The organism is Pseudomonas sp. GD04015 (genome assembly GCF_029837675.1).
In the GTDB taxonomy this organism is placed as follows: Bacteria; Pseudomonadota; Gammaproteobacteria; order Pseudomonadales; family Pseudomonadaceae; genus Aquipseudomonas; species Aquipseudomonas paralcaligenes.
This window is the reverse complement of sequence record NZ_JAOEEE010000003.1, coordinates 255,032-281,401: the sequence shown is the minus strand read 5'-3', so window position 1 is coordinate 281,401 and position 26,370 is coordinate 255,032. Positions and strand designations below refer to the sequence as shown.

The window sequence follows — 26,370 nt, the reverse complement described above, 5'->3', positions numbered from 1 at the left end:
CGTAGTTGTACCAACTATGACTCCGACATGGCGGTTGCTGACCGTCAGAGGGGCCCGGCGTCACGGCTGCGGAGAATAAGGAAATTCCGCCGCGCCTCAAGTTCCGGCTTTTTGCAAAGTGTGTATCGCCCGGGATGTACCGAGAGATTCGCGGTGCGCACGGCGCACCCTACCTGACCGGTTCCGGCTGGTAGCGGCTGCGCTCGACCCGCCACCAGCCGGGCAGCAGCTGGCGCACCTCGCCACGGGTGAAGCGGTCGTCGAGCAGGTAGACCACGCCCTGGTCCTCCGTGGTGCGGATCACCCGCCCGGCGGCCTGCACCACCTTCTGCAGGCCGGGGAACAGGTAGGCGTAGTCGTAGCCGTTGCCGAACATCTGCTCCATGCGCGCCTTCACTTCTTCGTTGATCGGGTTGACCTGGGGCAGGCCGAGGGTGGCGATGAAGGCGCCGATCAGGCGCTTGCCCGGCAGGTCGATGCCCTCGCCGAAGGCGCCGCCGAGCACGGCGAAGCCGATGCCCCGGGAGCCCTCGGTGAAGCGGTCGAGAAAGGCCTGGCGCTCGGCCTCGTTCATGCTGCGCGACTGTTCCCACACGGGGATGTCCGGGCGCTCGGCGCGAAAGCGCGCCAGCGCCTGCTCCAGGTAGGCGTAGCTGCTGAAGAAGGCCAGGTAGTTGCCCGGCAGTTCGTCGAACTGCCGGGCCATCAGCGTGGCGATGGGCGCCAGGCTGGCCTCCCGGTGCTGGTAGCGGGTGGACAGGTTGGCCAGGGCGCGGACGCTGAGCTGTTCGGCGGCGAACGGCGACTGCACCTCCAGCCAGCGCCAGTCGCGCGGCAGGCCGAGCAGGTCGGCATGGTAGCGGCCGGGGCTCAGGGTGGCGGAGAACAGGGTGGCGCTGTGGGCATGGGCGAAGCGTTCGGCGAGGAAGGGCGCGGGCACGATGTTGCGCAGGCACAGGGTCGACAGGCTGCGGCCGCCGCGGGTGTCGTGGCGGGTGATGTCGAACAGCGAGTGCGGGCCGAACGCCTCGGCCAGGCGGCAGAACAGCAGGGCGTCGAGGTAGAAGCGCAGCAACGCGGCCTGGTTGCCTTCCGGCTGGTCGGTGAGGTGGTCGGTGATGGCGCCCACCGCCTTCTGCAGGGCGAGGATGAACAGGTCGGCGATGGCCGGGTAGATCTGGTACGGCACTTCCTGGTCGCGGTGCAACTGGTTCCAGTGCCGGCCGACCCGCTCCAGCACGCCCTTGAGGCCGGTGGGGGCGACCTTGCGCATGGCGTTGAACTCGGCCTGATCCAGCTCCGCGCTGTACATGCCGCGGGCGCGGTCGATCAGGTTGTGCGCCTCGTCCACCAGCAGTGTGGCCTTCCAGCCGTTGAGCACGGTCAGCCCGTGCAGCAGGGCGCTCATGTCGAAGTAGTAGTTGTAGTCGCCCACCACCACGTCGCTCCAGCGGCACAGCTCCTGGGACAGGTAGTAGGGGCAGACCTGGTGTTCCAGGGCGATCTCGCGCACCGCCTCCTGGTTCAGCCAGCGGCGCTGCAGGGCGGCGGCACGGGCGGCGGGCAGGCGGTCGTAGAAGCCCCGCGCCAGCGGGCAGGATTCGCCGTGGCAGGCCCGGTCCGGGTATTCGCAGGCCTTGTCGCGGGCCACGTGCTCCAGCACCCGTAGCGGCATGTCGGCTTCCTGGGCGCGCAGGCTGGCGAGGGCGTCCAGCGCCAGGCGTCGGCCCGGGGTCTTGGCAGTGAGGAAGAACAGCCGGTCCAGCCCCTGGCCGGGAAAGGCCTTGAGCTGCGGGAACAGGGTGGCCAGGGTCTTGCCGATGCCGGTGGTGGCCTGAGCCAGCAGGAAGTCGCCGTCGCGGGCGGCGCGGTACACCGTTTCGGCGAGCTGGCGCTGGCCGTGGCGGAAGCTCGGGTAGGGAAAGCGCAGCGTCTCCAGGCTGACGTCGCGCGCCACGCGGTGGGCGCTCTCCTGCTCGGCCCAGGCGACGAAGCGCGAGCACTGCAGCTCGAAGAAGGCGCGCAGGTCTTGCGCGGCGAAGCGTTCGCGGAAGACCGTTTCCTTCTGCGAGAGGACGTTGAAGTAGACCACCGCCAGGTCGATGTGCGGTAGCTCCATGGCGTCGCACAGCAGCCAGCCGTAGACCTTGACCTGGGCCCAGTGCAGCACCCGGTGGTTGTCCGGGATGCGCGCCACGTCGCCGCGGTGGGTCTTGATCTCTTCCAGCAGGTTCTGCCTGGGGTCGTAGCCGTCGGCGCGGCCGCTGACCAGCAGCCCCGGGTATTCGCCGGCCAGCGGTAGTTCGGCGAGGTAGCCGGGGCCGCGTCGGCTGACCACCGTGGCGTGGCCGGCCATGCCCTCGCTGGCGGTCGGCGCGGGGGTGAAGCGCAGGTCGAGGTCGCCCTCCTTGGCGGTGAATTCGCAGAGCGCGCGCACGGCCACGGCGTAACTCACGCGGACGGGCTCCAGCGCACGTAGCAGACATCCACCGGCATGCCATGCTCGGCGCAGAAGGCCAGCCAGCGTTTCTGGTTGTCCTGCAGGCGGTCGCCGGGGCCCTTCACCTCGATCATCCGGTAGCGCCGCTCGGCCGGCCAGAACTGGATCAGATCGGGCATGCCGGCGCGGTTGGCGCGGATGTCGCCGAGCAGGCGCTCGAACCAGGCGCGCAGGTGCGCCGGCGGCAGGCAGTGCAGGGCGGTTTCCAGCAGCTCCGGCGTGAGCACTGCCCAGTGCACGAAGGGCGACAGCGTGCCGTGCTTGGCCGTGTAGGTGGCGCGGATCGCCTCGCCGTGGCTGCCGTCGCCGAGGCGCGCCAGGCAGCGCTCGAACAGGTTGGCGCGCCGGGGGCGGAAGTCGGCGTCGTGGAGATCTTCCGGGCCGGCGTGGAAGGGGTGGAAGAAGGCGCCGGGCAGCGGGGCGAAGATCGCGTCCCAGCAGAGCAGGCCGAACAGGCTGCAGACCAGGGTGTTCTCCACGTAGAACACGGGCGCCTCGTCTCGGTGCAGGTGCTGTTGCACCGCCCACTCCACGCTGAACTGCGGTTGTGGCAGCTCCAGCTCGATCACGCCGGTGTCGCTGCTGGCCTTGCGGGGGCGCTTTGGCAGGCCGAGCTGCCGCTGCAGGCGGGGCAGGGCGCGCTCCAGCGCCTGGGCCTCGGCGTCGTTGCGCGGCGCGTCCAGCGCCTGGGTGGCGAGGTCGTGAGCCGCCTGGAACTCGCCCAGCTTTTCCAGCACGCGGACCTGGCGCTGGCGCGCCTCGCCGTGGCTGCTGATGGCGTACAGGGCGGCCGCCTCGGTCCATTCGCCCTCGCGCTCCAGCTGCTGGCCCAGGCGGAACAGCAGCTTGGCATGGCGTTGGGCCAGGTAGGGGTTGTCGCTGGCGAAGTCGCCCAGCGCTGCGAGCACTTCGGCGACCCGCAGGCCGGCGTCGAACAGGTCGCGGCAGTGCTGCAGGTGCAGGTAGCGGTCGACGTCCAGGCGGTTGCGGAAGCCGCGCGACTCGGCGTCCAGGGGTACGCTCTCGTAGCGATGGATACCCAGTTCGGCGAGCACGAACTCGGACCAGTCCTGGGCCAGGTTGCCGAAGAACAGCAGGCGCAGGCGATCGCACAGCGGGCCGACGGTGAGGCTGTACAGACGGTCCAGCCCCGGACTCCAGCGACTGAAGGGGCGTGGCTCGGGATGCCGGTCGAGCAGCGCTTCCAGCAGCTCCGGCTTCTTCAGGCCGCGCAGGGCGGCGGCTTCGGCGAAGGTGGCCAGCAGCTCGTCCTTGCGCAGCAGGGCGAACAGCGCGTCCAACTCCAGTTCGGCGTCTTCGATCAGCCAGCCCCGTTCGAGCAGCGAGCCGGCTGCGACAGCGATATCGCCGATCTCCGGGTAAGCCAGCTTGCCGGCGCGAAAGTGCGGGCCCTTGCGCATGACCAGGCGCACCAGCAGCGCCTGGGAAGGTTCAGGCAGGGCCTGGAACTGAGTCAGAAAGGCCTGTTCATCGGCGTCCAGCAGATCGGCGTAGCGCTGCTCGATCCAGGCCAGCGCGGTGCGGAAGTTGCTGAGGTAGTAGAGAGCGGAATCGAGCGGGGCGAGCATGGAAATGTACTGGTTTTATATACAGCCAAGAGTGCGTCAAGGAGCCCGCGCACGCAAGCCCGGCCCGACCGCCTGCATGGCCGTCTGGCTCGTTGCCTGAACCCTTGTTCTCCCCGGCCACTCGAACACTGTACGCAGGGCTCTGGCCCGCATCGTTCGCAGGAGGCCGCCATGGCGCAATGGACTATCAGCTACAACCGGGACAACAGCACCTGCACGCTGGACATGCAGGCCGACCACAAGCCGGAGATGGAGGAGGCCGTTGAGCACCTGCTCGACTGGGCCCGGCAGAACCTGGAAAAGGGCGAGTTCGGTGACGGTCAGGACAAGCGCAGCGACGAGCCGGCGGTGCAGTTGTTGCGCGACTACGGCATCACCATCACCGGCATCGCGGGCAACTGAGGCCATTCGTCCGCCACGCCGGTGAAACATGAAACCGCGTGGCGGGTCGCCACTCAGTCACTGTGAGGCGTCGGCTTCCACCTTCCTTGCCGAACCGAACGGAGAGCAGGCATGCGCAGCCATGTGGTCCATTTCACCGCGCCGATCAACTCCTCCACCTGCGGCCAGTTGATCGACAAATGCTCCCAGGCCATCCAGCAGGGGGCCGACGAGCTGATCATCAAGATCGCCACCATGGGCGGGGAATGCAGCTACGGCTTCTCGCTCTACAACTTCCTGGTGTCCCTGCCGGTGCCGGTAAAGACCCACAACCTGGGAACGGTCGAGTCCATGGGCAACATCATCTTCCTGGCGGGGGAGCGGCGCACGGCCTGCCACTACAGCAAGTTCCTCTTCCACCCGTTCCACTGGACGCTGAACGGCGCGGTCGACCACGTGCGCATGTCGGAATACGCGATGAGCCTGGACTACGACCTGCAGCTGTACGCCAGCATCGTGGAGGAGCGCACCCGCGGCGCCAGGGCGCCCCTGGACGTGCTCGACTGCCTGACGGCGGGCCCCCGGATCATCAACGCCGAGGACGCGCTGAACTCAGGCCTGATCCACGCCGTGGACTGCCTGGGAATGCCGGCCGAGTCGGTGAGCTGGTGCGTGCATTCCTGACGGGAGTCAGGCGGCCGTCGAGTTGCCGATCAGCATCCCGTGCTGCACGCGGAACAGATGCCCGCTGATGCGCAGAGTGAAGGGATCGCGGCTGACGATCTTGGCGCCTTCCTGAAGCAGGCTCTCGATATGGGCACGCAACGCGAGGTATTTCCGCTGTTCCTTCATCGGAAAAGCTCCTGGAAGAGGGATCGCGGAAGCCTACCAAGCTTTGTGACGCTGTCGACATTTCCATGGTGGCGAAAATGAGATGCAAATCACAGTTTGTGATGGCGTTCTGCCTTGCCCAGGCAGCGAGGCGTTTCGTGCGATCCGATGGAGCTTCGAACGGTTGCCGTAGCGAGGCTTCGACCTAGCGAAAGAGCCGCCTTGCCACATCCAGCAGAATGGCTACGGCCACCGAGAAAAGCCCCAGGCCGACCACCAGCCACACACCGACGCTCGCCCAGAACATCACCGGCGATTCGGCCTGAACGATCACATCGCTCGCCTGCCGGCTCGGAAAACTCACCGCGCCCTCAAGAATGCCGAACACACCGAACCCAAGCCCCACGATGGCGAAGGCCAGGACCACGAGCGCAATCAGCAGTCGCTCCCAGAGCGGCATCGGCCAATGGTCCTTGGCTGGCTTTCGGGTTGATTTCCTTATCATATCCGTCACATCTTTCCTTCTAGTGGAAGAGCCAGGTATTCAGAACAGCCGTGGAGCCTGCCCATCGTCAGGCCGCTAGGGACGATATGACAACAGTCGAAGCAAAGGTCACGTTTCTCGCACCTGAGCAGGGCGGGCGCCAGCTCGGCCCACTGCTCGACAACCAGCGTTATCGGCCACACCTGAAGGTGCCATCCGATCCATCCATGCTCGGGGTCGAGTTCGTCGCCGGCCCTGAGGGCCAATCTCCTTTTGGGATTCCAGTGCTGGCTACGCTCCGGCTCGTCTACGAGCCGGATGTTTCCTACGCTGCTCTGCGGCCAGGCTGTCGGTTCGAGATTCTCGAGGGCGTGCGCATCGTTGGGTATGGCACGGTGGTTCCGCATGGCGAGACCTGAGGTGCCGTTCCACTTGCCTTGGTGATCGGCCCTGTTGGATTGACTCATACAATGATCCCTGTAAGCACAGGGCCTTAACGTATCGATATTAGGGCGAGCGAATCGAACCCTATTCAGTGCATTGCCTTGTTCTGCAAAGTCCAGCTTTCTTGGCCTCTTGGTTACAGCGAGGCCGCATTCTGTCGCTATGGACCGCTGTTTTCTCGACACTTTTTCGACACACTGGTTCAAACTGTTCGCTTGAGACCGGCTAAAGTCGGCCCCTTAACCAAACGTTAGGTATCTATGACAGTACATAATTGGAATGGACATACAATCGAAATTAAGAGCCATGTTTTGCCAAAATTTCTCTGGCTTAGCGTAAGCTTCTCTGTACGCATTAACAGTCATGACAAATATTCGTCACCAACACATATTGAAGGTCTAAGAACCACTGTTCCTTTCAAAATCACAGAGGCGGGCAATATTATAAGCGGATACGTTGAGTCAGGACGGCCATGTTCCGCTATCTACTCCTCGTATAGCATATTTGTCGAGGGAGAATTTATTGCAAAAGGCTCTGTTCGGGCTCAAAATTGGTATGCGACATATGCAGTTGTTGGCCTTGCATTAACTTTCTTTCTTACTGCTATTTTTACCTACGGCACCTAATAATGCGCTAAATTTTCGCTTGCGTCGTCCCCTAGGTCGAAAAGCTGAACTTTGCTCGTATATCATTTTAAAGTGATGGATGTTATGAAAAATGCCATGGTGTTTTTTTTGGCTGTTGCTCTTGCTGGATGCTCAGAAAATAACGCTGAACTGCTCAAGTATGGAATAGCAAAAAATGTTGTGATCCAGACAATTAAAGATAAAGAATTAGTGTCTGGGGAGAAGCACATAGTTGCGAGTTGTAATATAGTTGAAGAAACTCAGAAAGTTCCGGCTAAACTGGGGTCTGAGTTTGGTATTGTATACAAGATTGGCAGGGTCGATTTCGCACCCTCAATCAGGATCGAAGAAGTAATTATATTTCCAGATGGTGGGGTTACAAATCCTGAGACGGGAAGAAATGTTCGCTTTGACTCTGAGTTGTTAGATGTCTCCCCGAATACGGATCTTTACTTTTCCTATACCCTTGATTACCCGTGGGAGATTAAGGTAGGTACTTGGGTTTTTCAGGTGAGGCAAGAGGGGGAGGTGTTAGTTGAAAAAGAGTTTTATATTGAGTAACCGCTAATTCTCTCGTTGGGTCTTGATAGATTGATGTTTGCCTTACAGTTTCTCTTTTCCACGCTGCCCTCCTTGTGGAACCAAGAGCATGCATCATCTGCAATATCCTTTCCGCTTCGCAGATTGCCTTGCTGCTGATCTATCCGAAGAACGAGAAGGACGACCTGACAGCGGATGAGCGCAAGGCGCTCCGGCAAATCATTGAGCGGTGGAGGTGATCACCATGGGCAGATTCTTTGACGACCTTCTGGAGAGCGTCCAGCAGATGGATGAAATCCAGCGTGGCGAGCGTCATCCTTCGCGGGAGTTCGCCGTGGATGCTCTGCAGGTGAAGGAGATCCGCAAGGCCACCGGCCTGACTCAGGCCAAGTTCGCGGCGATGATTGATGTGCAACTGGGCACACTGCGCAACTGGGAACAGGGGCGACGTGAACCTACCGGGCCGGCCAAGGCGTTGTTGCGTGCCATCCACAACGATCCCGAGCACGTCATCCAGGCGCTGTCCCACTGACCGGCTTCCGCCGATTCGACACTTTTTCGACAGCCCCCAATCTCAGAAACGAAAAAGCCCTGTAAAAACAGGGCCTTAACGTATAAATATTGGAGCGGGCGAAGGGAATCGAACCCTCGTCATGAGCTTGGGAAGCTCAGGTAATGCCATTATACGACGCCCGCCTGGGCGGGTGACTTTGTACCAGAATCGCCTGCCGAGGTGAAGCCGATCCGGGCTGCCTACTCCTTTTTAAATTGCCACAGCATGCTTTTCTTCTGCCGGCAGGCTGCGCGTGCGGCTGGCGAGCGGAGGGAGCAGGAAGGCCAGCAGCGCGTCGCGGGTCTGCAGCCAGGCGGTCTTGTGTTCCATGTCGAGGAAGTGGCCGGCCTGGTCGATGGTGCGGAATTCGCAGTGGCGCACGTGCCGGGTGAACAGGCGAGCATCCTCGGGCGTGGTGTACTCGTCCCATTCGCCGTTGACGAACAGCAGCGGAATCTCGATCTGCCCGGCGAAGCTGACGCAGGAGCGCCCGCCGTTGTTCAGCACTGTTTCCACGTGGAAGCTCATCTGCTCGTATTCGTAAGGCTCCAGGCCAGTGACGTGGCGGTGGTTGTAGCGCTTGAACAGCGATGGTAGGTGCTTGCCGATGGTGCCGTTGAGCACCATGCCGATGCTCTCCCGGTCGCAGTCGCGCATCACCGCCAGGCCGGCGCGCAGGTAGCCGAGCATGGCCGGGTTGACCACCGGCGAGAAGGAGTTGATCACTGCGCGCTCGATCCTTCTTGGCCGGCGGGCCAGGGCCTGCAGTGTGGCGATGCCGCCCCAGGAGAAGGACAGCACGGTGTCGCAGCCGAAATGCTCCACCAGTTCCAGCAGGATGTCGGCTTCGTCCTCGCGGGTGAGGAAGCGGTCGTGGCGGTTGTGCTCGCGCGATTGCCCGGCGTAGGGCAGGTCGAACAGCACCACGTTGAAGTGCGGGTGGAGGTAGCGGACCGTCTGCGCGAAGGATGCGGTGGTCGACAGCGAGCCGTTGACCAGGATGATGGTCTGCTCGGCGCCGTCGGCACGATAGAACTCCGTGTAAACCCGGTGTTGCCCCTGGATATCCAGCACAGCGGTTTCTGCTTTCATGGTCATGCCCCTGACGTACGGCGATACGAACGCGCGGCACGCGGTCGCGCGCGGGTTCAGGACAGGTGGCATGCGCCTGGGAGGGGCCTGGTCGGCTCGAAGGGCTGGCCGATGATTGTTGTGAGTGGCGGGTATTTCCGGGACGGGAATCGGCCTTGCGGCGCGACGGGGGCAGGCCCGTTGGCGGTGCCGGAGGCACTCGACCGGAAAGATTCTCTTGGAGTGTTGTTGGAACCGATGAGTCACATCGGGACCACGGCTCTGATTCAAGCAGGCTTGTGTTGCAGGTGCAAGTCGCTCGGGTGACGAGGGACCATGCGCCTGCCGGACGGTCATCCGGCGGTGGGGTGGCGGACTGCCGCGATCTCGTCAGCGCTCAGGGCGCGGTATTGCCCCGGCGCCAGATGCTCGTCGAGCCGTAGCGGCCCCATGCGCTCCCGGTGCAGGCCGATCACCCGGTTGCGGAAGTGGCCGAACATGCGCTTGACCTGATGGTAGCGGCCCTCGTGCAGGGTCAGTAGGGCGCAGTGGCTGTCGAGTATCTCCAGTTCGGCGGGCAGGGTGGTGAGGTCTTCGTAGGCGAAGTACAGGCCGCGGGCGAAGACCTCGGCGTATTCCTCGGTGATCGGTTGCTCGGTGTGCACGCGGTACACCTTGCCCAGCCGGCTGCGCGGTTGGGTGAGGTGGCGCGACCAGAGGCCGTCGTTGGTGATCACCAGCAGCCCGGTGGTGGTCAGGTCCAGGCGCCCGGCGATGTGCAGTTCGTGCCTGTCCGGCTCATCCAGCAGGTCGAGCACGGTGCGGTGTTCGGCGTGTGCGGTGGCGCTGACCACGCCGGCCGGCTTGTTGAGCATGAAGTAGCGCGCCGGCTTGCCGGCCTGCAGCAGCTCGCCGTCCAGTTCGATGCGGCTGAATTCGCGCACCTCGTGGCGACCGTCGCGCACCACCTGCCCGTCCACCCACAGGCGGCCCTCGGCCAGCAGCAGGCGGGCGTCGGCGCGGCTGAAGCGGGGCAGGTTGCTGAGGAAACGGTCGAGGCGCATCGCTACCCAGGTTCGCCGGTCCCGGCAAGGGCGCGCAGGCAATCGGGGCAGAGGCAGGTGCGGTCGAACTGTTCGGCGGGCAGTGCGTCGAGAGCGCCGTGTTCGAGCGGCGCGTGGAAGCACCAGCAGTCCTGCACCGGCTGCTGTTCGCCGGCCTGGGCGCAGCGGTTGGGCCGGCCGCAGCGCGGGCAGCGTTCCGCGTTCATGGCTGCAGATTGCCTGTGGCTTCGCACACCCGGTTGCGCCCGGACTGCTTTGCCCGGTAGAGCGCGCGGTCGGCGCGGGCGATCAGGCGATCCAGGCTGTCGTCGTCGTGCAGTTCGGTGATGCCGATGCTGGCGGTGACCCGCAGGTTGACGCCGTTGAACGGGAACACCTGTTCCTCGGCCTGCTGGCGGATCTTCTCGGCCAGCTGCCGTGCGGTGCTGCCGCCGGTGTCCTTGAGCAGGAGGATGAATTCCTCGCCGCCCCAGCGGCAGATGATGTCGGACTGCCGCAGGTTGCCTTGCAGGTTCCTGGCGAAGCCGCGCAGCACGTGGTCGCCGGCCAGGTGGCCGTGGGTGTCGTTGAGCTGCTTGAAGTGGTCCAGGTCCAGCAGCAGGGCGCTCAGCGGGCTCTGTTCGCGCATGGCTTCGTGCAGCGCCTGGGCGGCCAGCAGGTCGAAGCCACGCCGGTTGGGCAGGCCGGTGAGCACGTCGGTAGTGGCCAGGGCGGCGATGCGTTGCTGGTAGCGCCGGGTGGCCAGGTAGACGAGGAACAGCACCACGGCACTGATCAGGGCGCAGATCAGCAGGTTGAGGTAGAGGCTGTGGCGGATGCCGGCGAGGGCGCCTTCCTCGTGCTTGCCGACGAACAGGTACCAGTCCAGTTCGGGGATGTAGCGCACGTTGAGGAAGTGGCTGCGCCCCTTGTGCTGGTAGCTGAAGTTGCCGCTGCGCGGCTGCGGCAGCTGGGCCAGCAGCGATTCCATGCCGGGCAGCTGGCCGAGCTGCTGGCCGCGGTGCGCGCCCATCGGGCCGCCGTCGGCGCCGGTGAGCATCAGGTAGCCGTTGCGGTCGGTGAAGTAGATGCTGCGGTCGTAGCGCTGCTGGTAGTCGTCCACCAGCTTGACCACGGCGTCCACCGTCAGGCCGACGCCGGCCACGCCGATGAAGTTGTCCTGGTAGTCGTACACCTTGAAGTTGATGAAGAAGGTGAGCCGGTCGCTGTTGGCCATGTCCGGGTCGACGTTGATCTCGTACGGCTCGGCCATGCCGCGCACGCGGAAGTACCAGGCGTCGCGCGGCTCGTTCTGGTCGATCTTCTTGAGCACGCCCTTGGCCTGGTAGTAGACGTGGGTCTTCTCGGAGACGAAGAAGCTGGTGAAGGTGCCGTAGTGCCCCTGCACCTCGCGCAGGTAGCGGGTCATGGGCTGCGGGTCGCGCTCGCCGGCCAGCACCCAGTCGCGCAGGAAGGTGTCGCGGGACATCATCGAGGCGATCAGGGTCGGGCGGATCAGGTCCTTCTGGATCTCCGAGTAGATGTTGTCGGAGGTCAGCGGCAGCTCGGTGTTGACGATGGTGCGCCGGATGCTGTCCCGCGAGCTGTAGTAGCTGGCCAGGCTGGTGGCGAGGAAGCCGCCCAGCAGCAGGATCGTCAGGAGCAGCAGCAGGGATAACTGGGCCTTGCGGGACGTGCTGAGCGGCATGGGGAAAGCCTTGAGGGAATGGCGTAATGCTAGCGTGCAGTGCCGTTCCCGTCATCGCGGCGGGTGGCTTTTTCCTCTATCCGTACCTCGTCGATCCAGGGCTCCAGGCGCTGGCCGAAGCTGACTGCCGCGCTGAAGGGCTGGTCCGCGTTGCCGTAGTGCTCCGGCAGCCGCTCGGCCAGTGTCCGGCGCCAGGCATGGGGTACGTTGATGCGCTCGTTGCTGGCGGAGAAGGTGCCGCCCAGGGTGATCCTGTCGGCATCGTAGCAGCGCCGCCAGACCCGCACCGTACCGTGCACCAGGGCATGGCGGGCGCGCTCCGGATAGCGCTCGCGCAGCGCCTCGGGATCGAGGCCGACATCGACCAGGAACAGCCGGGTTTCCCGCAGGCGCGCGTTCTCCAGGGCCTTGCGCGCGTCCTGCTCATGCTCTTGCAGCTCCTTGTCGTCCGGCTGTTGGCTCAGCTTGTCGCTGGCCTGCTGCAGATGGCGCTCGGCCAGCTGCAGCGACTGCCGGTAGGCGGGGCCGTCCAGCTCCAGCACCGCCCAGGCCCGCCGGGTGTCGCGGCGCGGCTCGGGGCCGCTGCTGGGCAGGCCGACCGCCTGCAACTGGGCTGCGCTCAGGCCGTAGGTGCTGGTGCAGTAGTCCTGCCCCGGGGCGTCGCGTGACACCATGCGCCAGTCCAGGCTCAGGCTGAGGCCGCTGTTTTCCTGGCGCGGCCCGTCCCAGTCGCGGTGCAGCTCGCGCTCGGACAGCAGCAGGCGGCTGTCCGGCTCGCCCTGGCGGTTGTACCAGACCCCCGCCAGGGCCACGGCGTTGCTCAGCAGGATCAGGCCCAGCCCCGCGCCCAGCATCAGACGCTTGTTCATGCGGCACCTCCCTTGTGGCCGCGGCGCAGGCGTCCGAGCACCAGCAGGGCGAGGATCGCGGTCAGGCCGAGAATGAGGAAGAACAGGTACTTGGGCAGCACGTCCCACCACCAGTCGACCATCTTGATGAACAGGAACAGCAGGAACGACAGCTGGCCGAGCAGGCTGACCTCGGACCAGTCGCGGCGGATGCCGAGCCAGATGAAGAAGGCCGAGGCGGCGAAGCCGACCAGCTGGTAGGCCTTCTCGATGCTGTCGTGGTCGAACGGCAGGTAGCTGCCGCGTCCCCAGTTGGACAGCGCCAGCACCGGCAGCAGCATGGCCAGCAGGCCGACGATCCGGTAGGTGGCGGCGAAGCCGCTGAAGCGGGCCTGGGACACCAGCGCCGGCAGCAGGAACACCAGCAGGCCGCCGGCCAGGAAGTTCTCCGGCCGCTCGGCCGCGTCCAGCCAGTACCAGCCGCACCAGTCGCTCATGCGCGTGGCGCTGTAGGCCAGCAGGCAGGCGAGGCCGGCGGCCAGCAGCAGGCGCGCGTTGCAGGCGTAGGCCAGCAGCAGGGCGTAGGCGGCCCAGCAGAGCAGGGCGTTGTCGGTAGGGGTGATGTTGAAGATCTGCCCGAGCAGATGGATGTTGAGGACGAAGCAGGCCAGCGCCAGTACGCCGGCGAGCTTGGCGAAGTAGCCGGAGGCGTCGCGCCGCAGCAGGACGAAGGTCAGCAGCAGGCTGCCGAGCGAGAAGCCGATCAGGATGCCGACCTGCAGGGCTTCGCCGATCAGCCCCCAGAACTGGTAGAAGAAGAACAGCAGGCTGGCGGCCAGGGCCAGGGCGCCGAGCAGCGAGACCACGCGCATGCTCAGCGACAGGCGCCGGGTCTGCTGATCGTGGTCGATGTCGAAACTGGCGCGGTAGCGGGCCAGCAGGCCGTCGTGGTGGCGCTCGATCTCGCCGAGCTGGGCGTCGCTCAGCGGGAGCGCCTGTTCGCCCTGCAGGCGCAGGGCCTCGCGGCGGAACGCCTGGATGTCGTCGGCCCGTTGCTGGGCCTGGTCGCGGGTCAGCGGCATGGTTCTTCCCTGTGGATGCGCTGCCCGCACTCTACCCGTTGGCGTGGCCGCCAGCCAGTCAGGCCTCCTCCAGCACCACCACGCGCTGTCCGGCGCGCACCGGCGAACCGGGCTGCACGCGCACTTCGCGCACCACGCCGCCGACCGGCGCGACGAGGGGAATCTCCATCTTCATCGATTCGAGGATCACCAGCACGTCGCCGGCCCGTACCGTGGCGCCTTCCTCGACCTGCACCTGCCAGAGGTTGCCGGCGATGTGGCTGTCGATGCCGTGCTGGCCGGCGGCGAGCGGGGTGTCCTCGCCCAGTTCGGCCACCGTTTCGTCCACCTCGAAGTGGGCCTGGCCGGAGGCGATCCAGCGCTGGCGCTCGGCGTCGAAGGCGGCGCGCTGCCGGATGCGGAAGGCGTCGATGCCCTCGGCCTGGTCGGCGAGGAAGCGCTGGTAGTCGGCCAGGGCCAGTTCGCTGTGCTCGATGCGCAGCGGGTAGCGGCCCAGGGGGAAATCGCGGCGGATGCGCAGCAGTTCCTCGGCGGATACCGGGTAGAAGCGGATCTGGTCGAAGAAGCGCAGCAGCCAGGGCTTGCCGTCGAAGGCCTCTACCTCGCGGTAGCGGTTCCACATCTGCAGGGTGCGGCCGACGAACTGGTAGCCGCCGGGGCCTTCCATGCCGTACACGCACATGTAGGCGCCGCCGATACCCACCGAGTTCTCGGCGGTCCAGGTGCGCGCCGGGTTGTACTTGGTGGTCACCAGGCGGTGGCGCGGGTCCAGCGGGGTGGCCACCGGCGCGCCGAGGTAGACGTCGCCCAGGCCCATCACCAGGTAGCTGGCGTCGAACACGGTGCGGTGCACCTCGTCGAGGTCCGGCAGGTCGTTGATGCGGCGGATGAACTCCAGGTTGCTCGGGCACCAGGGGGCGTCCTTGCGCACCGTGGTCATGTATTTCTCGATGGCCAGCTGGCAGGCCGGGTCGTCCCAGGACAGCGGCAGGTGGACGATGCGCGACGGCACCTTGAGGTCGCGCGCGGCGCACACGGCGTCCCACTCGCCGGCGACGACTTCCAGCAGGCGCGCCAGCGGCAGGGTTTCCGGCTGATAGTGGACCTGCAGCGAGCGGATGCCCGGCGTGAGGTCGATCACCCCATCGAGCTGTTTGGCCTCCAGCGCCTGCATCAGCGCATGGCCACGGAAGCGCAGCACCAGGTCCAGCTCCGGCTGGCCGATCTCCAGCAGCAGGTGGGTGTCTCCGGACAGGCGCGCGACCAGGCGGGTGTCGTCGCGGCCGAGGTCGAGGACGATGGGGGAGGTCAGGTCATCCACGGACCAGCCCCCTCTCCCTTTGGGAGAGGGTTGGGGTGAGGGGCGATCGGTGCGTGCCGAGAGGTCCTTCACCCCCGCCCCCTCTCCCGGGGGGAGATGGGAGAGAAGCGCGGTCTCCGCGTTACGCGCCTGCGCCAGTTCCCGCGCCGTGGCGATGTCCACCGGCACGAAGCGCACCTTGTCGCCGGCCTTGAGCTGGCCGAGCTGCCAGAGGTCGGCCTCGATGAGGGTCACCGGGCAGACGAAGCCGCCCAGGCTGGGGCCGTCCGGGCCGAGGATCACCGGCATGTCGCCGGTGAAGTCCACTGCGCCGATGGCGTAGGGGTTGTCGTGGATGTTCGACGGGTGCAGGCCGGCCTCGCCGCCGCTGTCGCGTACCCACTCCGGTTTCGGGCCGATCAGGCGCACGCCGGTGCGGCTGGAGTTGAAGTGCACTTCCCAGTCGGTGGCGAGGAAGGTGTCGATGTAAGCCGGGGTGAAGTATTCCGGCGCACCGTGGGGGCCGTAGATCACCCGCAGCTGGCGCACGGCGGGCAGCTCGGTGCACAGCTCGGCGGGCAGGCGCGCGCCGGCCTGGCGGTCGGCCAGGGCCGGGATGTGCAGCACGTCGCCGGCGCGCAGGGCGCGGCCGCCGTGGCCACCGAACTGGCCGAGGGTGAAGGTGCTCCGCGAGCCCAGGTATGCCGGCACCTGCAGGCCGCCGCGCAGGCACAGGTAGCTGCGTGCGCCGTTGCCGGCGAGGGTGCCGAGGGCCAGGGTGCTGCCGGCCGCGACCAGCAGCGCGGTGTTCATCGGCTGTGGGGCGCCATCCACGCTCAGCGGGATGGTCGCGCCGGTCACCGCCACCACGGCGTCGGTGTTGAAGCGCAGCAGCGGGCCGCTCATGGTGATTTCCAGGCCGGCGGCGCCCTCGTCGTTGCCGAGCAGACGGTTGCCCAGGCGCAGCGCGCGGTCGTCCATCGGCCCGGAGGGCGGCACGCCGACGGCCCAGTAGCCGAGGCGGCCGGGGTAGTCCTGCACCGTGGTCTGGGTGCCGGCGGACAGCACTTCGAAGGTGTCGGCCCGGTAGACCAGGCCTTCCAGGCAGCGGGTCCAGGGCGAGCCGTTGGCGAAGGGCGCGTCCTCGATGATCTGCCGCAGGTAGTCGCGGTTGGTCTCCACGCCGTACAGCAGCGAGTCGGCCAGCGCCCGGTCCAGCGCCGCGGCGGCCTCGGCGCGGCTCGGCGCCCAGGCGATCAGCTTGGCGATCATCGGGTCGAAGTAGGGCGGTATCTCGCAGCCGGCCTCGACCCAGGTATCGATGCGCAGGGCCTTGCCGTCGGCCGCCGGGAATTGCACGGCGGTGAGCAGGCCGGGGCTGGGCTGGAAGTCGCGGCCCGGGTCCTCGGCGTACAGCCGCGCCTGGATGGCGTGGCCGTTGGGTTGCAGTGTCTTCGCCAGTTCGGCCAGTGGCGGCAGGTCGCCGGCGGCCAGCTCGATCATCCAGCGCACCAGGTCGACACCCCACACCTGTTCGGTGACGCCGTGCTCCACCTGCAGGCGGGTGTTCACTTCGAGGAAGTAGAAGCGCTCGGCCTCGCTGTCGTAGACGAACTCGACGGTGCCGGCGCTGCGGTAGCTGACCGCCTTGGCCAGCTCGATCGCCGCCGCGCACAGTTCTTCGGCCATGCCGGCCGGCAGGTTGGGCGCGGGGGTTTCCTCCAGCACCTTCTGGTTGCGCCGCTGCACCGAGCAGTCGCGCACGCCCAGGGCCAGCACCTCGCCGTGGCCGTCGCCGAACACCTGCACTTCCAGGTGGCGGGCGCGCTGGATGTATTTCTCGATGAACACGCCGCTGTCGCTGAAGTTGTTCTGCCCCAGGCGCTTGACCGCGTCGAAGGCGTCGCTCAGCTCCTCCGCGCTGCGGCACACGCGCATGCCGATGCCACCGCCGCCGGCGGTGCTCTTGAGCATCACCGGGTAGCCGACCCGTTCGCCGGCGGCCAGCGCGGCGTCGAGGTCTTCCAGCAGCTCGGTGCCTTCCAGCAGCGGCACGCCGTGCTGCTTGGCCAGCGCGCGAGCGGTGTGCTTGAGGCCGAACACGCGCAGCTGCTCCGGCGTCGGCCCGACGAAGGCGATGCCGGCGGCCTCGCAGGCTTCGGCGAAGGCGGCGTTCTCGGAGAGGAAGCCGTAGCCGGGGTGGATGGCTCGGGCGCCGCTGCGCTTCGCGATGCCCAGAATCTTGTCGACCATCAGGTAGGTCTGCGCGGCCGGGCCTTCGCCCAGGGAGTGGGTCTCGTCGGCCTGCTGGATATGCAGGCTGGCGGCATCCGCCTCGGAGTAGACGGCGACGCCTTTCACGTCGAGCTGGCGCAGGGTGCGCAGGATGCGGCAGGCGATGGCGCCGCGGTTGGCGATCAGCAGTGTGTCGAACATGAGGTGTGCCTCATGGGGTGGCGGGCCGTCCCGCCGCTATTCGGTCTGCACCCCGGTCGTCCGGGGTGATGGATCAGCGCAGGCTCGCTTCTATCAAATATAAAGTAACCGGCTGATTTCATTGGTGAACCCATCACCGTGGGAGCGGACTTGTCCGCGAACTTGGCCTGGTAAAAGCTCGCGGACAAGTCCGCTCCCACGGGTGTTTGCACAGAGGCGGCGCACCGTCACGGATGGGGTGGAGCCTTGTGCTCCAGGCACTGCCCTGCGCGGCTCTGGCACAGGAGGAACAGCCAGCGCCGTAGCCCGGATGCAATCCGGGGCGGGGCGTCGCCGGCTTTCCGGCTTGCATCCGGGCTACCTTTTTTCAGTCCCATACCAGCACCTCGGCCGGGGTCGGGTTCCAGCCGTTGCAGGGGTTGTTCAGCTGCGGGCAGTTGGAGATCAGCACGATGACGTCCATGTGCGCCTCCAGTTCGACGTACTTGCCCGGGGCGGAGATGCCGTCCTCGAAGGTCAGGCCGCCCTCGGGCGTCACCGGCACGTTCATGAAGAAGTTGATGTTGGCGCCGATGTCGCGCTTCTCCAGGCGGCCGTCGCGAAGGCTGGCGCGCAGGAAGTTGTCGCGGCAGCTGTGCATGTAGCGCTTGTCGAGGGCGTAGCGGACCGTGTTGCTCTCCTGGGCGCAGGCACCGCCGAGGGTGTCGTGGCGGCCGCAGGTGTCGGCGACGATGGTCAGCAACAGGTTGCCCAGGTTGGACCAGAGCACCGTGCCGGTGGTCAGGTAGGCGCCGTTCTGCTTGCGCAGGGTGCGTTGCGGGTCGTAGCGCTCGCGCGGGTTGCGGGCGCTGTAGAACAGGGTGTCGACGGCCTGGTTGCCCTCCAGGTCGAGCAGGCGCAGGGTCTGTCCGGCCCTGACTTCGAACAGGTAGGGCTCGCCGGCCGGGATGACGTGGCGGAAGGCGGCGCTGGCGGCGTGCTTGGTGCTGGCAGTAAGGCTCATGGTCGGTGCCCTCACAGGTACAGGCGTTCGGTGTTGTGGAAGCCGCGGCCGTTCTCCGGGCGCGAGGTGCGGCAGAGCACGCTGATGCCGTCGCTCTCGACCTTGCTCCAGCCCAGCTGCACCGGCATGGGCGCGTAGAGCGGGTTGGGGTCCAGCGGGTGCTGCAGGGCGGTGAGCAGCACCAGGCAGTCCATCGGTGCGTACAGCTCGACGTAGTCGCCGGCCCTGGAGTTGCCGGGCTCGAAGTGGAAGCGGCCGCCTTCGTCGACCGTCACCTTGCTGAACAGGTTGAGGGTCATCAGCAGGTCCTGCAGGTTCAGGTTCCACTTGCCCATTTCCACCAGCAGGTTGTCCTCGCCGTTGCGGAAGAAGCCGTTGCGCAGTTCCTGGTAGCGGCCCTGGCCGTATTTCTCCGCCGTTTCCGCGGCGTTGAGCACGCCGCCGAAGCTGTCGTGCCAGCCGCAGGTGTCGGCGGTGATGGCGGCGAGCACGCGACCCATGTCCGAGTACAGGCAGTGGCCGGCGGTGAGCCGGGCGGTGTGCTGGCACTTGAGGGTGTCTGGCAGGTTCAGGCGCTCGCTCTTCTCGGCGGCGGAGAGCAGCAGCAGGCTGACGTTGGCGCCGCCTTCGAGGTCGGTGATGCGCAGCAGCTGGCCGCGCTTGAGCACGAAGGAGGTGTGGCCGCCGCCGGGGACGGTTTCCTCGTAGAGGGTGGGGCGCAGGGCGAGAGAGGCAGTCATGCTCAGGCTCCTTGGGTAGTGGGTTGCAGGCTGTCGACCAGCTGGGCCGGCAGCGTGTCGAGCGCGGCGCTCGTGGCGCGGCGGTCGGCGTTGAGGAGGATGTCGTAGGTGATGCGCGCGCCGAAGGCGTTGGGTGCGTGCGGGTCGACGCGGGTCTTGTCGAACACCAGCAGGCGGGTGCCGAGGCTGAAGCCTTCCGACAGGTCGTGGGTGACCATGAACACGGTCGGCCGGGTCTCGCTCCACAGCTCCAGCAGCAGGGCGTGCATGTCCTTGCGGATGCCCGGGTCGAGGGCGCCGAAGGGCTCGTCGAGCAGCAGCACGCGCGGCTTCATGATCAGCGCCTGGGCGATGGCCAGGCGCTGCTGCATGCCGCCGGAGAGCTGGCTGGGGTACTTGTCCAGGGCGTGGCCGAGGCCGACCTTGCGCAGCACCGCCTCGGCCTGGGCGCGGGCCTCCCGCTTGGCCGCGCCGAACAGCCGGCCAAGCAGGGGCGAGCGCGGCAGTTCCAGGCCGATGGCGACGTTGTCCAGCACGCTCAGGTGGGGGAACACCGAGTAGCGCTGGAAGACGACGCCACGGCTGGCGTCCGGCTCGGCGGCCAGCGGCTGGCCGGCCAGGAGGATTTCGCCGCGGCTCGGTCGCTCCTGGCCCAGCAGCAGGCGCAGGAAGGTGGACTTGCCGCAGCCGGAGGCGCCGACCAGGGTGCAGAACTCGCCTTCGCGCACGATCAGGTTCAGCCGTTCCAGCACGACCTGGTCGCCGTACTGCTGCCAGACGTTGTTGACCTGGATGAAACTCATGCCTTGGCTCCTTCGTACCAGGGGAAGCACAGGCGGGTGAGCTGGCGCAGCCCCAGGTCCATCAGCCAGGCGAGCAGGGTGATCCACACCACGTACGGCAGGATCACGTCCATCGCCATGTAGCGGCGGACCAGGAAGATGCGGTAGCCGAGCCCGTCCGTGCTGGCGATGGCCTCGGCGGCGATGAGGAACAGCCAGGCCGAGCCGAGCACCAGGCGCAGGGCGATCAGCAGGCGCGGCAGCAGCTGCGGCAGGACCACGCGCAGGATCAGCGTCCAGGTGCTGGCGCCGAGGGTCTGCGCCTTGATCAGCAGTTCGCCGGGAATCTCCCGGGCGCGCTGCTCCAGATCGCGGGCCAGTACCGGGGTGATGCCGATGACGATCAGCATCACCTTGGACAGCTCGCCCAGGCCGAAGACGATGAACAGGATCGGCAGGATCGCCAGCGGCGGCACCATCGACAGCACGGTCAGCAGCGGCGACAGCGGCGCGCGGAACAGGGGCAGCACGCCGGCGGCGATGCCGAGGGCGAGCCCCGCCAGGGCGGCGATGCCGATGCCCATGCCCAGGCGCTTGAGGCTCGCCGCGCTGTCCTGCCAGAACAGGTAGCCGCCGGTGCGCTTGTCCTCGGTGAAGGCCAGGCGATCCACCGCGCTCGCCATCTGCGAGGCGCTCGGCAGCAGCTTGTCGTTGGGGTTCTCCGCCTGCCGCGCCGCCGAGCCGGTGAAGTAGGCGAACAGCAGCAGGGCGAAGGGCAGCAGGATCAGCAGCAGGCGGCCGCCGCGGTCCGGGTGTCGGTTGATCAGGCGCATGGCAGTCTCTCGCAGGCGTGGGAGCGGCCCTGGCCGCGATCGCGGGCAAGCCCGCTCCCACAGGTGTCGTCAGGCCTTACAGCGCGCCGTCGGCCGCCATCTGCATGTAGGTCGGGTCGAAGCGCAGCTTGAGGTTGCCCTTGTCGCCGGTGGTGACGCCCTTGGCGAAGGCCATGCCGATGGCCTCGGCGCTCTGCGCGCCTTCGCCGAGCAGGCCGTGGGCGAAGGAGAACTCGGCCACCTTGGTCATGGTCGCCGGCAGCTTCGCGCTGGTGGCGAAGGCCACCGCGTCCTTGGCGCTGTAGAACATCTTGGTCGCGGCCAGTTGCGCCTCGTAGCCGGCCAGGTCGGTGCCGGAAGCCTTGGCCATGTGCTCGCGGGCTGTCATGCCTGCGGCGGAGTCGGCGCTCATCGCCGCCATGATCTCGTACCAGGCGCCGGTCAGCGCCTTGCCCAGGGCGGGGTTGTCCTTCAGGGTCTCGCTGTTGACCACCATCAGGTCGATGATCTCGCCGGGGATCTGGCTGGAGTCGAACACCTTGGTCACGCCCGGGGTGGCCTCGATCTCGGCCAGCAGCGGGTTCCAGGTGGCGACGGCCTGCACATCGTTGGTGGCGAAGGCGGCGACCATGTCGGCGTCGGAGGTGTTGACCACCTTCAGGTCTTTCTCGCTCAGCCCGGCGCGCTCCAGGCCGCGGGCCAGCAGGTAGTGGGAGACGGACAGCTCGACCAGGTTGACGTTCTGGCCCTTGAGGTCGCCCAGGGTCTTCTTCTCGCCCTTGATCACGATGCCGTCGTTGCCGTTGGAGAAGTCGCCGATCACCAGGGCGGTGCTGTCCACGCCGCCGGCGGCGGGGATGGTCAGGGCATCCATGTTGGTCATGGTGCAGCCGTCGAACTGGCCGGCGGTGTACTGGTTGATCGACTCCACGTAGTCGTTGAGCTGCACCACGTCGATGCTGATGCCGTACTTCTTCGCCCACTTGTCGACGATGCCCTGGGTGGCGCCGTATTCCCACGGCATCCAGCCGGCGTAGATGGTCCAGCAGACGCTGAAGTCGGTCTTGGGGGCGGCCTGGGCGGAGAGGCTCAGGGTGGCGGCGAGGCCGGCGGCGATCAGCGAGGACAGGGACTTGCGCATGGATGGACCTCCAGTTCTAGGGATGCGGGCAGGAGCGGCGCGGCACTGGCCTGACGGATCAGGTGGCGCGTTCTCCCGGGCTTTTGTCCCGCCGTGTAACCCCTGTCGAGGTCGCCAACTCTCGGACCAGACACCCGTCGCGGTGAACGGGCCGGAACCCTAGTCGGCCATTGCAAGTTGTAGTGCCGCGCCCCGGCAGGGGTGCTTCTGCATGACTGGGCTAAAGCGAACATCGTGCCAGCCGGCGCAAACCGCGCCCTGGTGGGGCGCGGGGGCCGGCACGGGGCGCCGGCGTGCGCGAAATCGGTGCGCTATGGTCGTTATTGGTGCTCAGAGCTGGTTGTCGGCGGCGAGCTGCATGTAGGCCGGATCGAAGCGCAGCATGATCTGCGAGCGGTTGCCCAGCACCCGGTCGTCGCTGAAGGCGATGCCCAGGCGCTGCAGGCCCTTGCCTTCGCCGAGCAGGCGCTGGGCGTCGGCGAAGCCGGCCACGCGCTCCATCAGGGCTGGCATCTTCTCGCTTCGGGCGAAGGCCACCGCCGAGCGCGGCGCATAGAAGGAACGGATGGTGCGCAGCTGTTCGTCGAAGTCCGCGGGCGTGGCGCCCGCCGCGTCGGCCATCCTGGCGCGCGCGGCCGCCCCGGCGGGCGTCGGCAGGCCCATCAGGCGCATGCCCTCGAACCAGGCGCCGGTGAGGGCGCGGCCCAGTTCCGGGTGCTGGGCCAGGGTCTGGCTGTTGACCACCAGCAGGTCGAGAATCTCGCCGGGCACGTGGCGCGAGCTGAACACCTGTACGCTGTCGCCGTCCTGGCGCAGCTCGGAGAGGATCGGGTTCCAGGTCACCACCGCGTCGCCCCTGCCGCTGCGCCAGGCCTGGGCGAGGTCCTTGTCCGAGACGTTCTCGATCTTCACGTCGCCGGGCTGCAGGTGGGCCCATTCCAGGGCGCGGCTGAGCAGGTAGTGGGACACCGAGTTCTCCACCAGCAGGATGGTCTTGCCCTTGAGGTCCTTCAGGTCCTTGCTGCCGCCGCGTACCAGGATGCCGTCGGCGCCCGCGGAGAAGTCGCCGACGATCAGCGCGGTGGAGTCCACGCCGGCGGCGGCGGGAATGGTCAGGGCGTCCATGTTGGTCATGGCGCAGGCATCGTACTGATTGGCGGTGTACTGCTCGATGGAGGCGACATAGTCCGGCACCTGGCGGACCTGGATCTCGATGCCGTACTTCTTCGCCCACTTGTCGACGATGCCCTGTTCGGCCATGTAGCCCCACAGCATCCAGCCGGCGTAGACCGACCAGCAGACCTTGAACGGGCGTTGCTCGGGAGCGGCGTGGGCGGGTTGCAGCAGGAGCAGGAGGAGAAGGGCGCACAGCAGGCGGTTCGGCATGAATGACCTCGGGACAATGGACGGGAGACGGGGCGGCGGCCATGCCTGTCGTTCTCCCGGGCTTTTGTCCCGCCGTGTAACCCCTGTCGAGGTCGCCCACTCTCGGACCAGCCGCTCGTCGTGGTGGACGAGCCGGAACCCTAGTCGGCCATTTGCAAGTCGTAGTGCCGTACCCACATCGCCAGGGCCGGAAGCGAACTTCGTGCCAGGTGGCGCGCTATTACCGGGCGAGGCTCAGCGGGCGCTGGATGTCCATCAGATAGCGGGCGACCCTGCCGCTCTCCCTGAGTTGCTGGAGGCCGCGGTTGAAGCGATGCAGGCGCACCTCGTTGCCCTGTATCTTCTTCGACAGCAGCAGGTGGAGGCTGTCCCGGTGCAGCGGTTGGGGGTGGAAGCTCAGCCTGGCGCGTTCCTCCCGGCTGAAGCGGCCGTGGAGCATGTCGAAGGCCACGATCTTGTCCGTCGGGAACACGTCCAGGCGGCCGGCCAGCAGCATGCGCAGCCCCTGTTCCTCGCTGCTGACGCGCTTGACCTTGAGCCGGCCTTCGCGCTCGGCCTGGCGCCAGGCCTCGCCGTAGTCGTAGTGGATGGCGCCGCCGATGCGCAGGGGTGCGAGGTCGGCGACCTCCTGCCAGTCGAGTGGGCGATCCTTGCGGTGGAACAGGTAGTAGCCGGTTTCCACCACCGGGTCGCTGATGAAGAACGCTTCTTCGCGCCCAGGGCTGCGCAGCCATACCGCGCTACCGTCGCTGGTACCCTTTTCGGCTTTGTGCAGGGCCCTGGCCCAGGGGTGGAACTCCCATTGCACCCGCACGCCCTCCAGGGCGAAGGCCTCCTCGACGATGCGCGAGGCGACGCCGTGGTGCGGCAGGTTCTGGCTGAGGTAGGGCGGCCACTCGCCATTGGTCAGGCGAATCTCGTCGGCGGCGCAGGGGAACGTGATCAGCAGGGTGAGGACCAGAGACAGCAGACGCATGGCGCACTTCCTTTGCCTGGGCCGGACCGGGCAAGGGCCGCCCGGTCGTGGCGAGAATCGCCACCCGGGGCGGGGGAGCCGCCGGGCCTGCCTGCAGTCTAGTCAGTGCGCGCGAAGAGCGCCGCCGATCACTTCAGCATGCTGGCGGCGGCCTCCATGGCGGCCGAGAGGTCGTCGTCGGCCTGCATGTCCACGTTCGGGTCGAGGCCGAGCTTGGCGAAGGCCGGAATCTTGCTCCAGTCCAGCTGGGTGTAGGGGTGCTCGCTGCCCAGGTAGCTCTGCAGGGTGGCGACCTGGACGATGTCCACGTAGTCGGCCTTGGGCGAGTTGCGGGTGAAGTCCAGGTGCTGGCCGGGAACCATGGCGATGGGCTCGGGGAATTCCCAGGCGCGCAGGATGCGGTCGCCGATGATCGGGTGGATGCGCTCGATCACGTGGTTGAGGCTGATCGAGTCCGCCAGCAGGGCGTTGTGCTCCTCGGCGTAGGTCAGGATCGGCAGCACGCCGATCTGGTGCACCAGGCCGGCCAGGGTGGCCTGGTCGGGCGCCAGTCGGGTGTAGTGGCGGCACAGCACGTGGCAGATGCCGGCGATCTCGGTGCTCTTGTTCCACACCTCGCGCATCTTGCGGTCGACCACGTCGCTGGTGGCCTGGAACATCTGTTCCATGGCCAGGCCGGTAGCGAGGTTGCAGGTGTAGTTGATGCCCAGGCGGCTGACCGCCATCTGCAGGTCGGTGATCTCCTTGCTGGTGCGCAGCAGAGGGCTGTTGACCACCTTGATGATGCGTGCGGCTAGGGCCGCGTCGTTGCCGATCACCTTGCTGAGGGCGGGGATGCTGATGTTTGGGTCCTCGACCGCCTCGCGCACCTTGAGCGCCACCTCGGGCAGCGTCGGCAGCACCAGATCATCGTTGTCGATGGCCTGGATCAGTTCCTCTTGGACTTTTTCGGCAAGCTTGCTCATTTCTGTTCTCGGGTCGCTCGCCTGCGTCCGTCGGGGACGGATGCGGGCTTTCGTTCAGGTCTGCCCGGGTTGTACCGCGTTTGCCCGGGATCGTGCATCAGCTTTTTTTACCTAGCGCTGGATTTCGCGATCCGCGTCCAACTGGTAGGGCATTTCCAGCAATTCCAGCGCGGGGCCGTCGGGGCTGCCGAGCTGGATGCGGCCATCGGCCACCGCATCTTCCTGCAGCACCGCCAGCAGCTCGGCGCCCTGTTCCGCGGCGGCGGCGAGCACCACTTCGCCGACGCTGGAGCCGTGCACTGGCGAGAACAGTGCGGTGCCCGGCGCCGGGATTTCGCCCTGGCTCTGCTTCAGGCGTTGCAGGCGGCGCTTGAGCTTGCCCAGGTACTGCATGCGCGCGACGATTTCCTGACCGGTATAGCAGCCTTTCTTGAAGCTGACGCCGCCGACCGCCTGCAGGTTGATCATCTGCGGGATGAACAGCTCGCGCGTGGCGCCGAACACCTGGCCGACGCCGGCGCGCACCTGGCCGAGCAGCCAGTCGTCCAGCGGTGCTTCGCGCAGTTGTGCGGCGAGCTGGTCACGCAGGCTCCCGGCCTGCTCCGCCGGGGCCCACAGTTCGGCACGTCCGCCGGGCAGGCGGATGGCGATCAGGCCGTTGGCGCGGGCCACGGCGTCGGCCTGCTGCGGCAGCTCCAGGCCCAGGGCGAGCAGGGCGTCATCGCCGTCGCTCAGGCCGAAGCGCGCCCAGGCGGCGGACTCGTCGCCGAGCGTCGACTTGGAGAACACCGCGTATTTCTTCAGGTCCGCCAACTGCGGTTCCAGCAGCTCGGCGGCCATCGCCAGCAGGTAGCCGTCGCCTTCCGGAAGGATGCGGAAGCTGGACACCATGCGGCCCTTGGGCGTGCAGCGGGCGCCCAGGCTGGAGGTCTGTTCGTCGAGGTAATTGAGGTTGCAGGTGAGCTGCCCCTGGAGAAACTTGGCGGTGTCCGGGCCGCGCACGGCGAGCAGGGCCTCGTGGGTCAGGGGGGTGAAGAAGGCGGAGTCGGCCATGGGCGATCGCTGGTTGGAAAGTCAGACGGTCATCATAGAGGCCACCCGTCGCCTT

At 66.7% G+C, this 26,370-nt stretch carries 25 protein-coding genes, 1 tRNA gene, 1 pseudogene and 2 riboswitches; of the genes and pseudogenes, 6 read left to right on the top strand and 21 right to left on the bottom strand.

What is annotated here, in order from left to right:
- Positions 1-169 precede the first annotated feature (169 nt).
- Positions 170-2,455: an ATP-dependent DNA helicase gene (locus tag N7640_RS04330; RefSeq protein WP_279903801.1), complete on the bottom strand. Its 2,286-nt coding sequence runs from the start codon at positions 2,453-2,455 to the stop codon at positions 170-172.
- On the bottom strand, positions 2,452-4,089 hold the full coding sequence (locus N7640_RS04325) for a VRR-NUC domain-containing protein (RefSeq protein ID WP_279903800.1): 1,638 nt from the start codon (positions 4,087-4,089) through the stop codon (positions 2,452-2,454). The genes N7640_RS04330 and N7640_RS04325 overlap by 4 nt, the downstream gene beginning before the upstream one ends.
- A gap of 171 nt (positions 4,090-4,260) precedes the next feature.
- Here N7640_RS04325 and N7640_RS04320 point away from each other — a divergent pair, with 171 nt between their 5' ends.
- The gene (locus N7640_RS04320; protein WP_220813091.1) at positions 4,261-4,491 is read left to right on the top strand and encodes a hypothetical protein; all 231 of its coding nucleotides are present in this window, start codon (positions 4,261-4,263) and stop codon (positions 4,489-4,491) included.
- 111 nt (positions 4,492-4,602) lie between these two features.
- Positions 4,603-5,154 (top strand): ATP-dependent Clp protease proteolytic subunit, encoded by a 552-nt coding sequence (locus N7640_RS04315; RefSeq protein WP_279903799.1) that lies wholly within the window; start codon positions 4,603-4,605, stop codon positions 5,152-5,154.
- 6 nt (positions 5,155-5,160) lie between these two features.
- On the opposite strand, the gene N7640_RS04310 is transcribed toward N7640_RS04315, so the two are convergent.
- Both N7640_RS04310 and N7640_RS04305 read right to left on the bottom strand, forming a co-directional pair.
- The gene (locus N7640_RS04310) at positions 5,161-5,322 is read right to left on the bottom strand and encodes a hypothetical protein (protein WP_220813089.1); all 162 of its coding nucleotides are present in this window, start codon (positions 5,320-5,322) and stop codon (positions 5,161-5,163) included.
- Between the two features lie 184 nt (positions 5,323-5,506).
- Positions 5,507-5,761 (bottom strand): hypothetical protein, encoded by a 255-nt coding sequence (locus N7640_RS04305; RefSeq protein ID WP_279903798.1) that lies wholly within the window; start codon positions 5,759-5,761, stop codon positions 5,507-5,509.
- Positions 5,762-5,892: 131 nt separating this feature from the next.
- Between N7640_RS04305 and N7640_RS04300 the strand changes: the two genes are divergently transcribed.
- The 4 genes and pseudogenes from N7640_RS04300 (at position 5,893) to nadS (ending at position 7,927) form a co-directional block, all read left to right on the top strand.
- Positions 5,893-6,204 carry a hypothetical protein gene (locus tag N7640_RS04300; RefSeq protein WP_279903797.1) on the top strand — a complete coding sequence of 104 codons (312 nt, stop codon included), beginning with the start codon at positions 5,893-5,895 and terminating at the stop codon, positions 6,202-6,204.
- 735 nt (positions 6,205-6,939) lie between these two features.
- Complete coding sequence (locus N7640_RS04295) at positions 6,940-7,416, top strand: DUF3859 domain-containing protein (protein WP_279903796.1); 477 nt, start codon at positions 6,940-6,942, stop codon at positions 7,414-7,416.
- A 101-nt stretch (positions 7,417-7,517) separates the two neighbouring features.
- Positions 7,518-7,634, top strand: a pseudogene (locus tag N7640_RS04290) (type II toxin-antitoxin system RelE/ParE family toxin); the annotation flags it as partial.
- Between the two features lie 5 nt (positions 7,635-7,639).
- A complete protein-coding gene (gene nadS, locus N7640_RS04285; RefSeq protein ID WP_279903795.1) occupies positions 7,640-7,927 on the top strand; it encodes a NadS family protein in 288 nt (95 codons plus the stop codon).
- A 90-nt stretch (positions 7,928-8,017) separates the two neighbouring features.
- Here nadS and N7640_RS04280 read toward each other — a convergent pair.
- The 17 genes from N7640_RS04280 to N7640_RS04200 form a co-directional block, all read right to left on the bottom strand.
- A tRNA-Gly gene (locus tag N7640_RS04280) sits at positions 8,018-8,091 on the bottom strand.
- Positions 8,092-8,158: 67 nt separating this feature from the next.
- Positions 8,159-9,040 (bottom strand): alpha/beta hydrolase, encoded by an 882-nt coding sequence (locus N7640_RS04275; RefSeq protein WP_279903794.1) that lies wholly within the window; start codon positions 9,038-9,040, stop codon positions 8,159-8,161.
- 332 nt (positions 9,041-9,372) lie between these two features.
- The gene (locus N7640_RS04270; RefSeq protein WP_279903793.1) at positions 9,373-10,083 is read right to left on the bottom strand and encodes a pseudouridine synthase; all 711 of its coding nucleotides are present in this window, start codon (positions 10,081-10,083) and stop codon (positions 9,373-9,375) included.
- A 2-nt stretch (positions 10,084-10,085) separates the two neighbouring features.
- Positions 10,086-10,289, bottom strand: a complete 204-nt coding sequence (locus tag N7640_RS04265) for a cysteine-rich CWC family protein (RefSeq protein WP_279903792.1) — start codon at positions 10,287-10,289, stop codon at positions 10,086-10,088.
- Positions 10,286-11,770 (bottom strand): diguanylate cyclase, encoded by a 1,485-nt coding sequence (locus N7640_RS04260; protein ID WP_279903790.1) that lies wholly within the window; start codon positions 11,768-11,770, stop codon positions 10,286-10,288. Before N7640_RS04260 ends, N7640_RS04265 begins: the two co-directional genes overlap by 4 nt.
- 29 nt (positions 11,771-11,799) lie before the next feature.
- The gene (locus N7640_RS04255; protein ID WP_220813069.1) at positions 11,800-12,639 is read right to left on the bottom strand and encodes a DUF4824 family protein; all 840 of its coding nucleotides are present in this window, start codon (positions 12,637-12,639) and stop codon (positions 11,800-11,802) included.
- Positions 12,636-13,700 (bottom strand): DUF2157 domain-containing protein, encoded by a 1,065-nt coding sequence (locus N7640_RS04250; RefSeq protein ID WP_279903788.1) that lies wholly within the window; start codon positions 13,698-13,700, stop codon positions 12,636-12,638. Before N7640_RS04250 ends, N7640_RS04255 begins: the two co-directional genes overlap by 4 nt.
- A gap of 58 nt (positions 13,701-13,758) precedes the next feature.
- Complete coding sequence (gene uca / locus N7640_RS04245) at positions 13,759-17,436, bottom strand: urea carboxylase (RefSeq protein ID WP_279903786.1); 3,678 nt, start codon at positions 17,434-17,436, stop codon at positions 13,759-13,761.
- Positions 17,437-17,803: 367 nt separating this feature from the next.
- Complete coding sequence (locus tag N7640_RS04240) at positions 17,804-18,439, bottom strand: urea amidolyase associated protein UAAP2 (protein ID WP_279903785.1); 636 nt, start codon at positions 18,437-18,439, stop codon at positions 17,804-17,806.
- 11 nt (positions 18,440-18,450) lie between these two features.
- Positions 18,451-19,179 carry an urea amidolyase associated protein UAAP1 gene (locus N7640_RS04235; RefSeq protein WP_279903784.1) on the bottom strand — a complete coding sequence of 243 codons (729 nt, stop codon included), beginning with the start codon at positions 19,177-19,179 and terminating at the stop codon, positions 18,451-18,453.
- Between the two features lie 2 nt (positions 19,180-19,181).
- Positions 19,182-19,982 (bottom strand): ABC transporter ATP-binding protein, encoded by an 801-nt coding sequence (locus tag N7640_RS04230; protein WP_279903782.1) that lies wholly within the window; start codon positions 19,980-19,982, stop codon positions 19,182-19,184.
- The gene (locus N7640_RS04225) at positions 19,979-20,794 is read right to left on the bottom strand and encodes an ABC transporter permease (RefSeq protein WP_279903781.1); all 816 of its coding nucleotides are present in this window, start codon (positions 20,792-20,794) and stop codon (positions 19,979-19,981) included. Before N7640_RS04225 ends, N7640_RS04230 begins: the two co-directional genes overlap by 4 nt.
- 76 nt (positions 20,795-20,870) lie before the next feature.
- Positions 20,871-21,935, bottom strand: coding sequence for a putative urea ABC transporter substrate-binding protein (locus tag N7640_RS04220; RefSeq protein ID WP_279903780.1), 1,065 nt, complete (start codon positions 21,933-21,935; stop codon positions 20,871-20,873).
- 70 nt (positions 21,936-22,005) lie between these two features.
- Positions 22,006-22,109, bottom strand: a riboswitch (guanidine-I (ykkC/yxkD leader).
- 156 nt (positions 22,110-22,265) lie between these two features.
- On the bottom strand, positions 22,266-23,321 hold the full coding sequence (locus tag N7640_RS04215; protein ID WP_279903779.1) for a putative urea ABC transporter substrate-binding protein: 1,056 nt from the start codon (positions 23,319-23,321) through the stop codon (positions 22,266-22,268).
- A gap of 51 nt (positions 23,322-23,372) precedes the next feature.
- Positions 23,373-23,476, bottom strand: a riboswitch (guanidine-I (ykkC/yxkD leader).
- Positions 23,477-23,541: 65 nt separating this feature from the next.
- Positions 23,542-24,297 (bottom strand): transporter substrate-binding domain-containing protein, encoded by a 756-nt coding sequence (locus N7640_RS04210; protein WP_279903778.1) that lies wholly within the window; start codon positions 24,295-24,297, stop codon positions 23,542-23,544.
- Between the two features lie 128 nt (positions 24,298-24,425).
- Complete coding sequence (locus N7640_RS04205; protein WP_220813059.1) at positions 24,426-25,262, bottom strand: HDOD domain-containing protein; 837 nt, start codon at positions 25,260-25,262, stop codon at positions 24,426-24,428.
- 111 nt (positions 25,263-25,373) lie between these two features.
- Positions 25,374-26,315 (bottom strand): folate-binding protein YgfZ, encoded by a 942-nt coding sequence (locus N7640_RS04200; protein ID WP_279903776.1) that lies wholly within the window; start codon positions 26,313-26,315, stop codon positions 25,374-25,376.
- Positions 26,316-26,370: the final 55 nt, after the last annotated feature.

What these genes read in the sequence shown, in the direction of transcription:
- N7640_RS04265 (WP_279903792.1), bottom strand. Translation starts at nt 10,289, where the DNA reads ATGAACGCGGAACGCTGCCCGCGCTGCGGCCGGCCCAACCGCTGCGCC.
- N7640_RS04200 (WP_279903776.1), bottom strand. Translation starts at nt 26,315, where the DNA reads ATGGCCGACTCCGCCTTCTTCACCCCCCTGACCCACGAGGCCCTGCTC.
- N7640_RS04310 (WP_220813089.1), bottom strand. Translation starts at nt 5,322, where the DNA reads ATGAAGGAACAGCGGAAATACCTCGCGTTGCGTGCCCATATCGAGAGC.
- N7640_RS04220 (WP_279903780.1), bottom strand. Translation starts at nt 21,935, where the DNA reads ATGCGCAAGTCCCTGTCCTCGCTGATCGCCGCCGGCCTCGCCGCCACC.
- N7640_RS04205 (WP_220813059.1), bottom strand. Translation starts at nt 25,262, where the DNA reads ATGAGCAAGCTTGCCGAAAAAGTCCAAGAGGAACTGATCCAGGCCATC.
- N7640_RS04255 (WP_220813069.1), bottom strand. Translation starts at nt 12,639, where the DNA reads ATGAACAAGCGTCTGATGCTGGGCGCGGGGCTGGGCCTGATCCTGCTG.
- N7640_RS04305 (WP_279903798.1), bottom strand. Translation starts at nt 5,761, where the DNA reads ATGCCGCTCTGGGAGCGACTGCTGATTGCGCTCGTGGTCCTGGCCTTC.
- nadS (WP_279903795.1), top strand. Translation starts at nt 7,640, where the DNA reads ATGGGCAGATTCTTTGACGACCTTCTGGAGAGCGTCCAGCAGATGGAT.
- N7640_RS04235 (WP_279903784.1), bottom strand. Translation starts at nt 19,179, where the DNA reads ATGACTGCCTCTCTCGCCCTGCGCCCCACCCTCTACGAGGAAACCGTC.
- N7640_RS04230 (WP_279903782.1), bottom strand. Translation starts at nt 19,982, where the DNA reads ATGAGTTTCATCCAGGTCAACAACGTCTGGCAGCAGTACGGCGACCAG.
- N7640_RS04325 (WP_279903800.1), bottom strand. Translation starts at nt 4,089, where the DNA reads ATGCTCGCCCCGCTCGATTCCGCTCTCTACTACCTCAGCAACTTCCGC.
- N7640_RS04270 (WP_279903793.1), bottom strand. Translation starts at nt 10,083, where the DNA reads ATGCGCCTCGACCGTTTCCTCAGCAACCTGCCCCGCTTCAGCCGCGCC.
- N7640_RS04275 (WP_279903794.1), bottom strand. Translation starts at nt 9,040, where the DNA reads ATGAAAGCAGAAACCGCTGTGCTGGATATCCAGGGGCAACACCGGGTT.
- N7640_RS04300 (WP_279903797.1), top strand. Translation starts at nt 5,893, where the DNA reads ATGACAACAGTCGAAGCAAAGGTCACGTTTCTCGCACCTGAGCAGGGC.
- N7640_RS04315 (WP_279903799.1), top strand. Translation starts at nt 4,603, where the DNA reads ATGCGCAGCCATGTGGTCCATTTCACCGCGCCGATCAACTCCTCCACC.
- N7640_RS04295 (WP_279903796.1), top strand. Translation starts at nt 6,940, where the DNA reads ATGAAAAATGCCATGGTGTTTTTTTTGGCTGTTGCTCTTGCTGGATGC.
- N7640_RS04260 (WP_279903790.1), bottom strand. Translation starts at nt 11,770, where the DNA reads ATGCCGCTCAGCACGTCCCGCAAGGCCCAGTTATCCCTGCTGCTGCTC.
- N7640_RS04215 (WP_279903779.1), bottom strand. Translation starts at nt 23,321, where the DNA reads ATGCCGAACCGCCTGCTGTGCGCCCTTCTCCTCCTGCTCCTGCTGCAA.
- N7640_RS04320 (WP_220813091.1), top strand. Translation starts at nt 4,261, where the DNA reads ATGGCGCAATGGACTATCAGCTACAACCGGGACAACAGCACCTGCACG.
- N7640_RS04210 (WP_279903778.1), bottom strand. Translation starts at nt 24,297, where the DNA reads ATGCGTCTGCTGTCTCTGGTCCTCACCCTGCTGATCACGTTCCCCTGC.
- N7640_RS04225 (WP_279903781.1), bottom strand. Translation starts at nt 20,794, where the DNA reads ATGCGCCTGATCAACCGACACCCGGACCGCGGCGGCCGCCTGCTGCTG.
- N7640_RS04240 (WP_279903785.1), bottom strand. Translation starts at nt 18,439, where the DNA reads ATGAGCCTTACTGCCAGCACCAAGCACGCCGCCAGCGCCGCCTTCCGC.
- N7640_RS04250 (WP_279903788.1), bottom strand. Translation starts at nt 13,700, where the DNA reads ATGCCGCTGACCCGCGACCAGGCCCAGCAACGGGCCGACGACATCCAG.
- uca (WP_279903786.1), bottom strand. Translation starts at nt 17,436, where the DNA reads ATGTTCGACACACTGCTGATCGCCAACCGCGGCGCCATCGCCTGCCGC.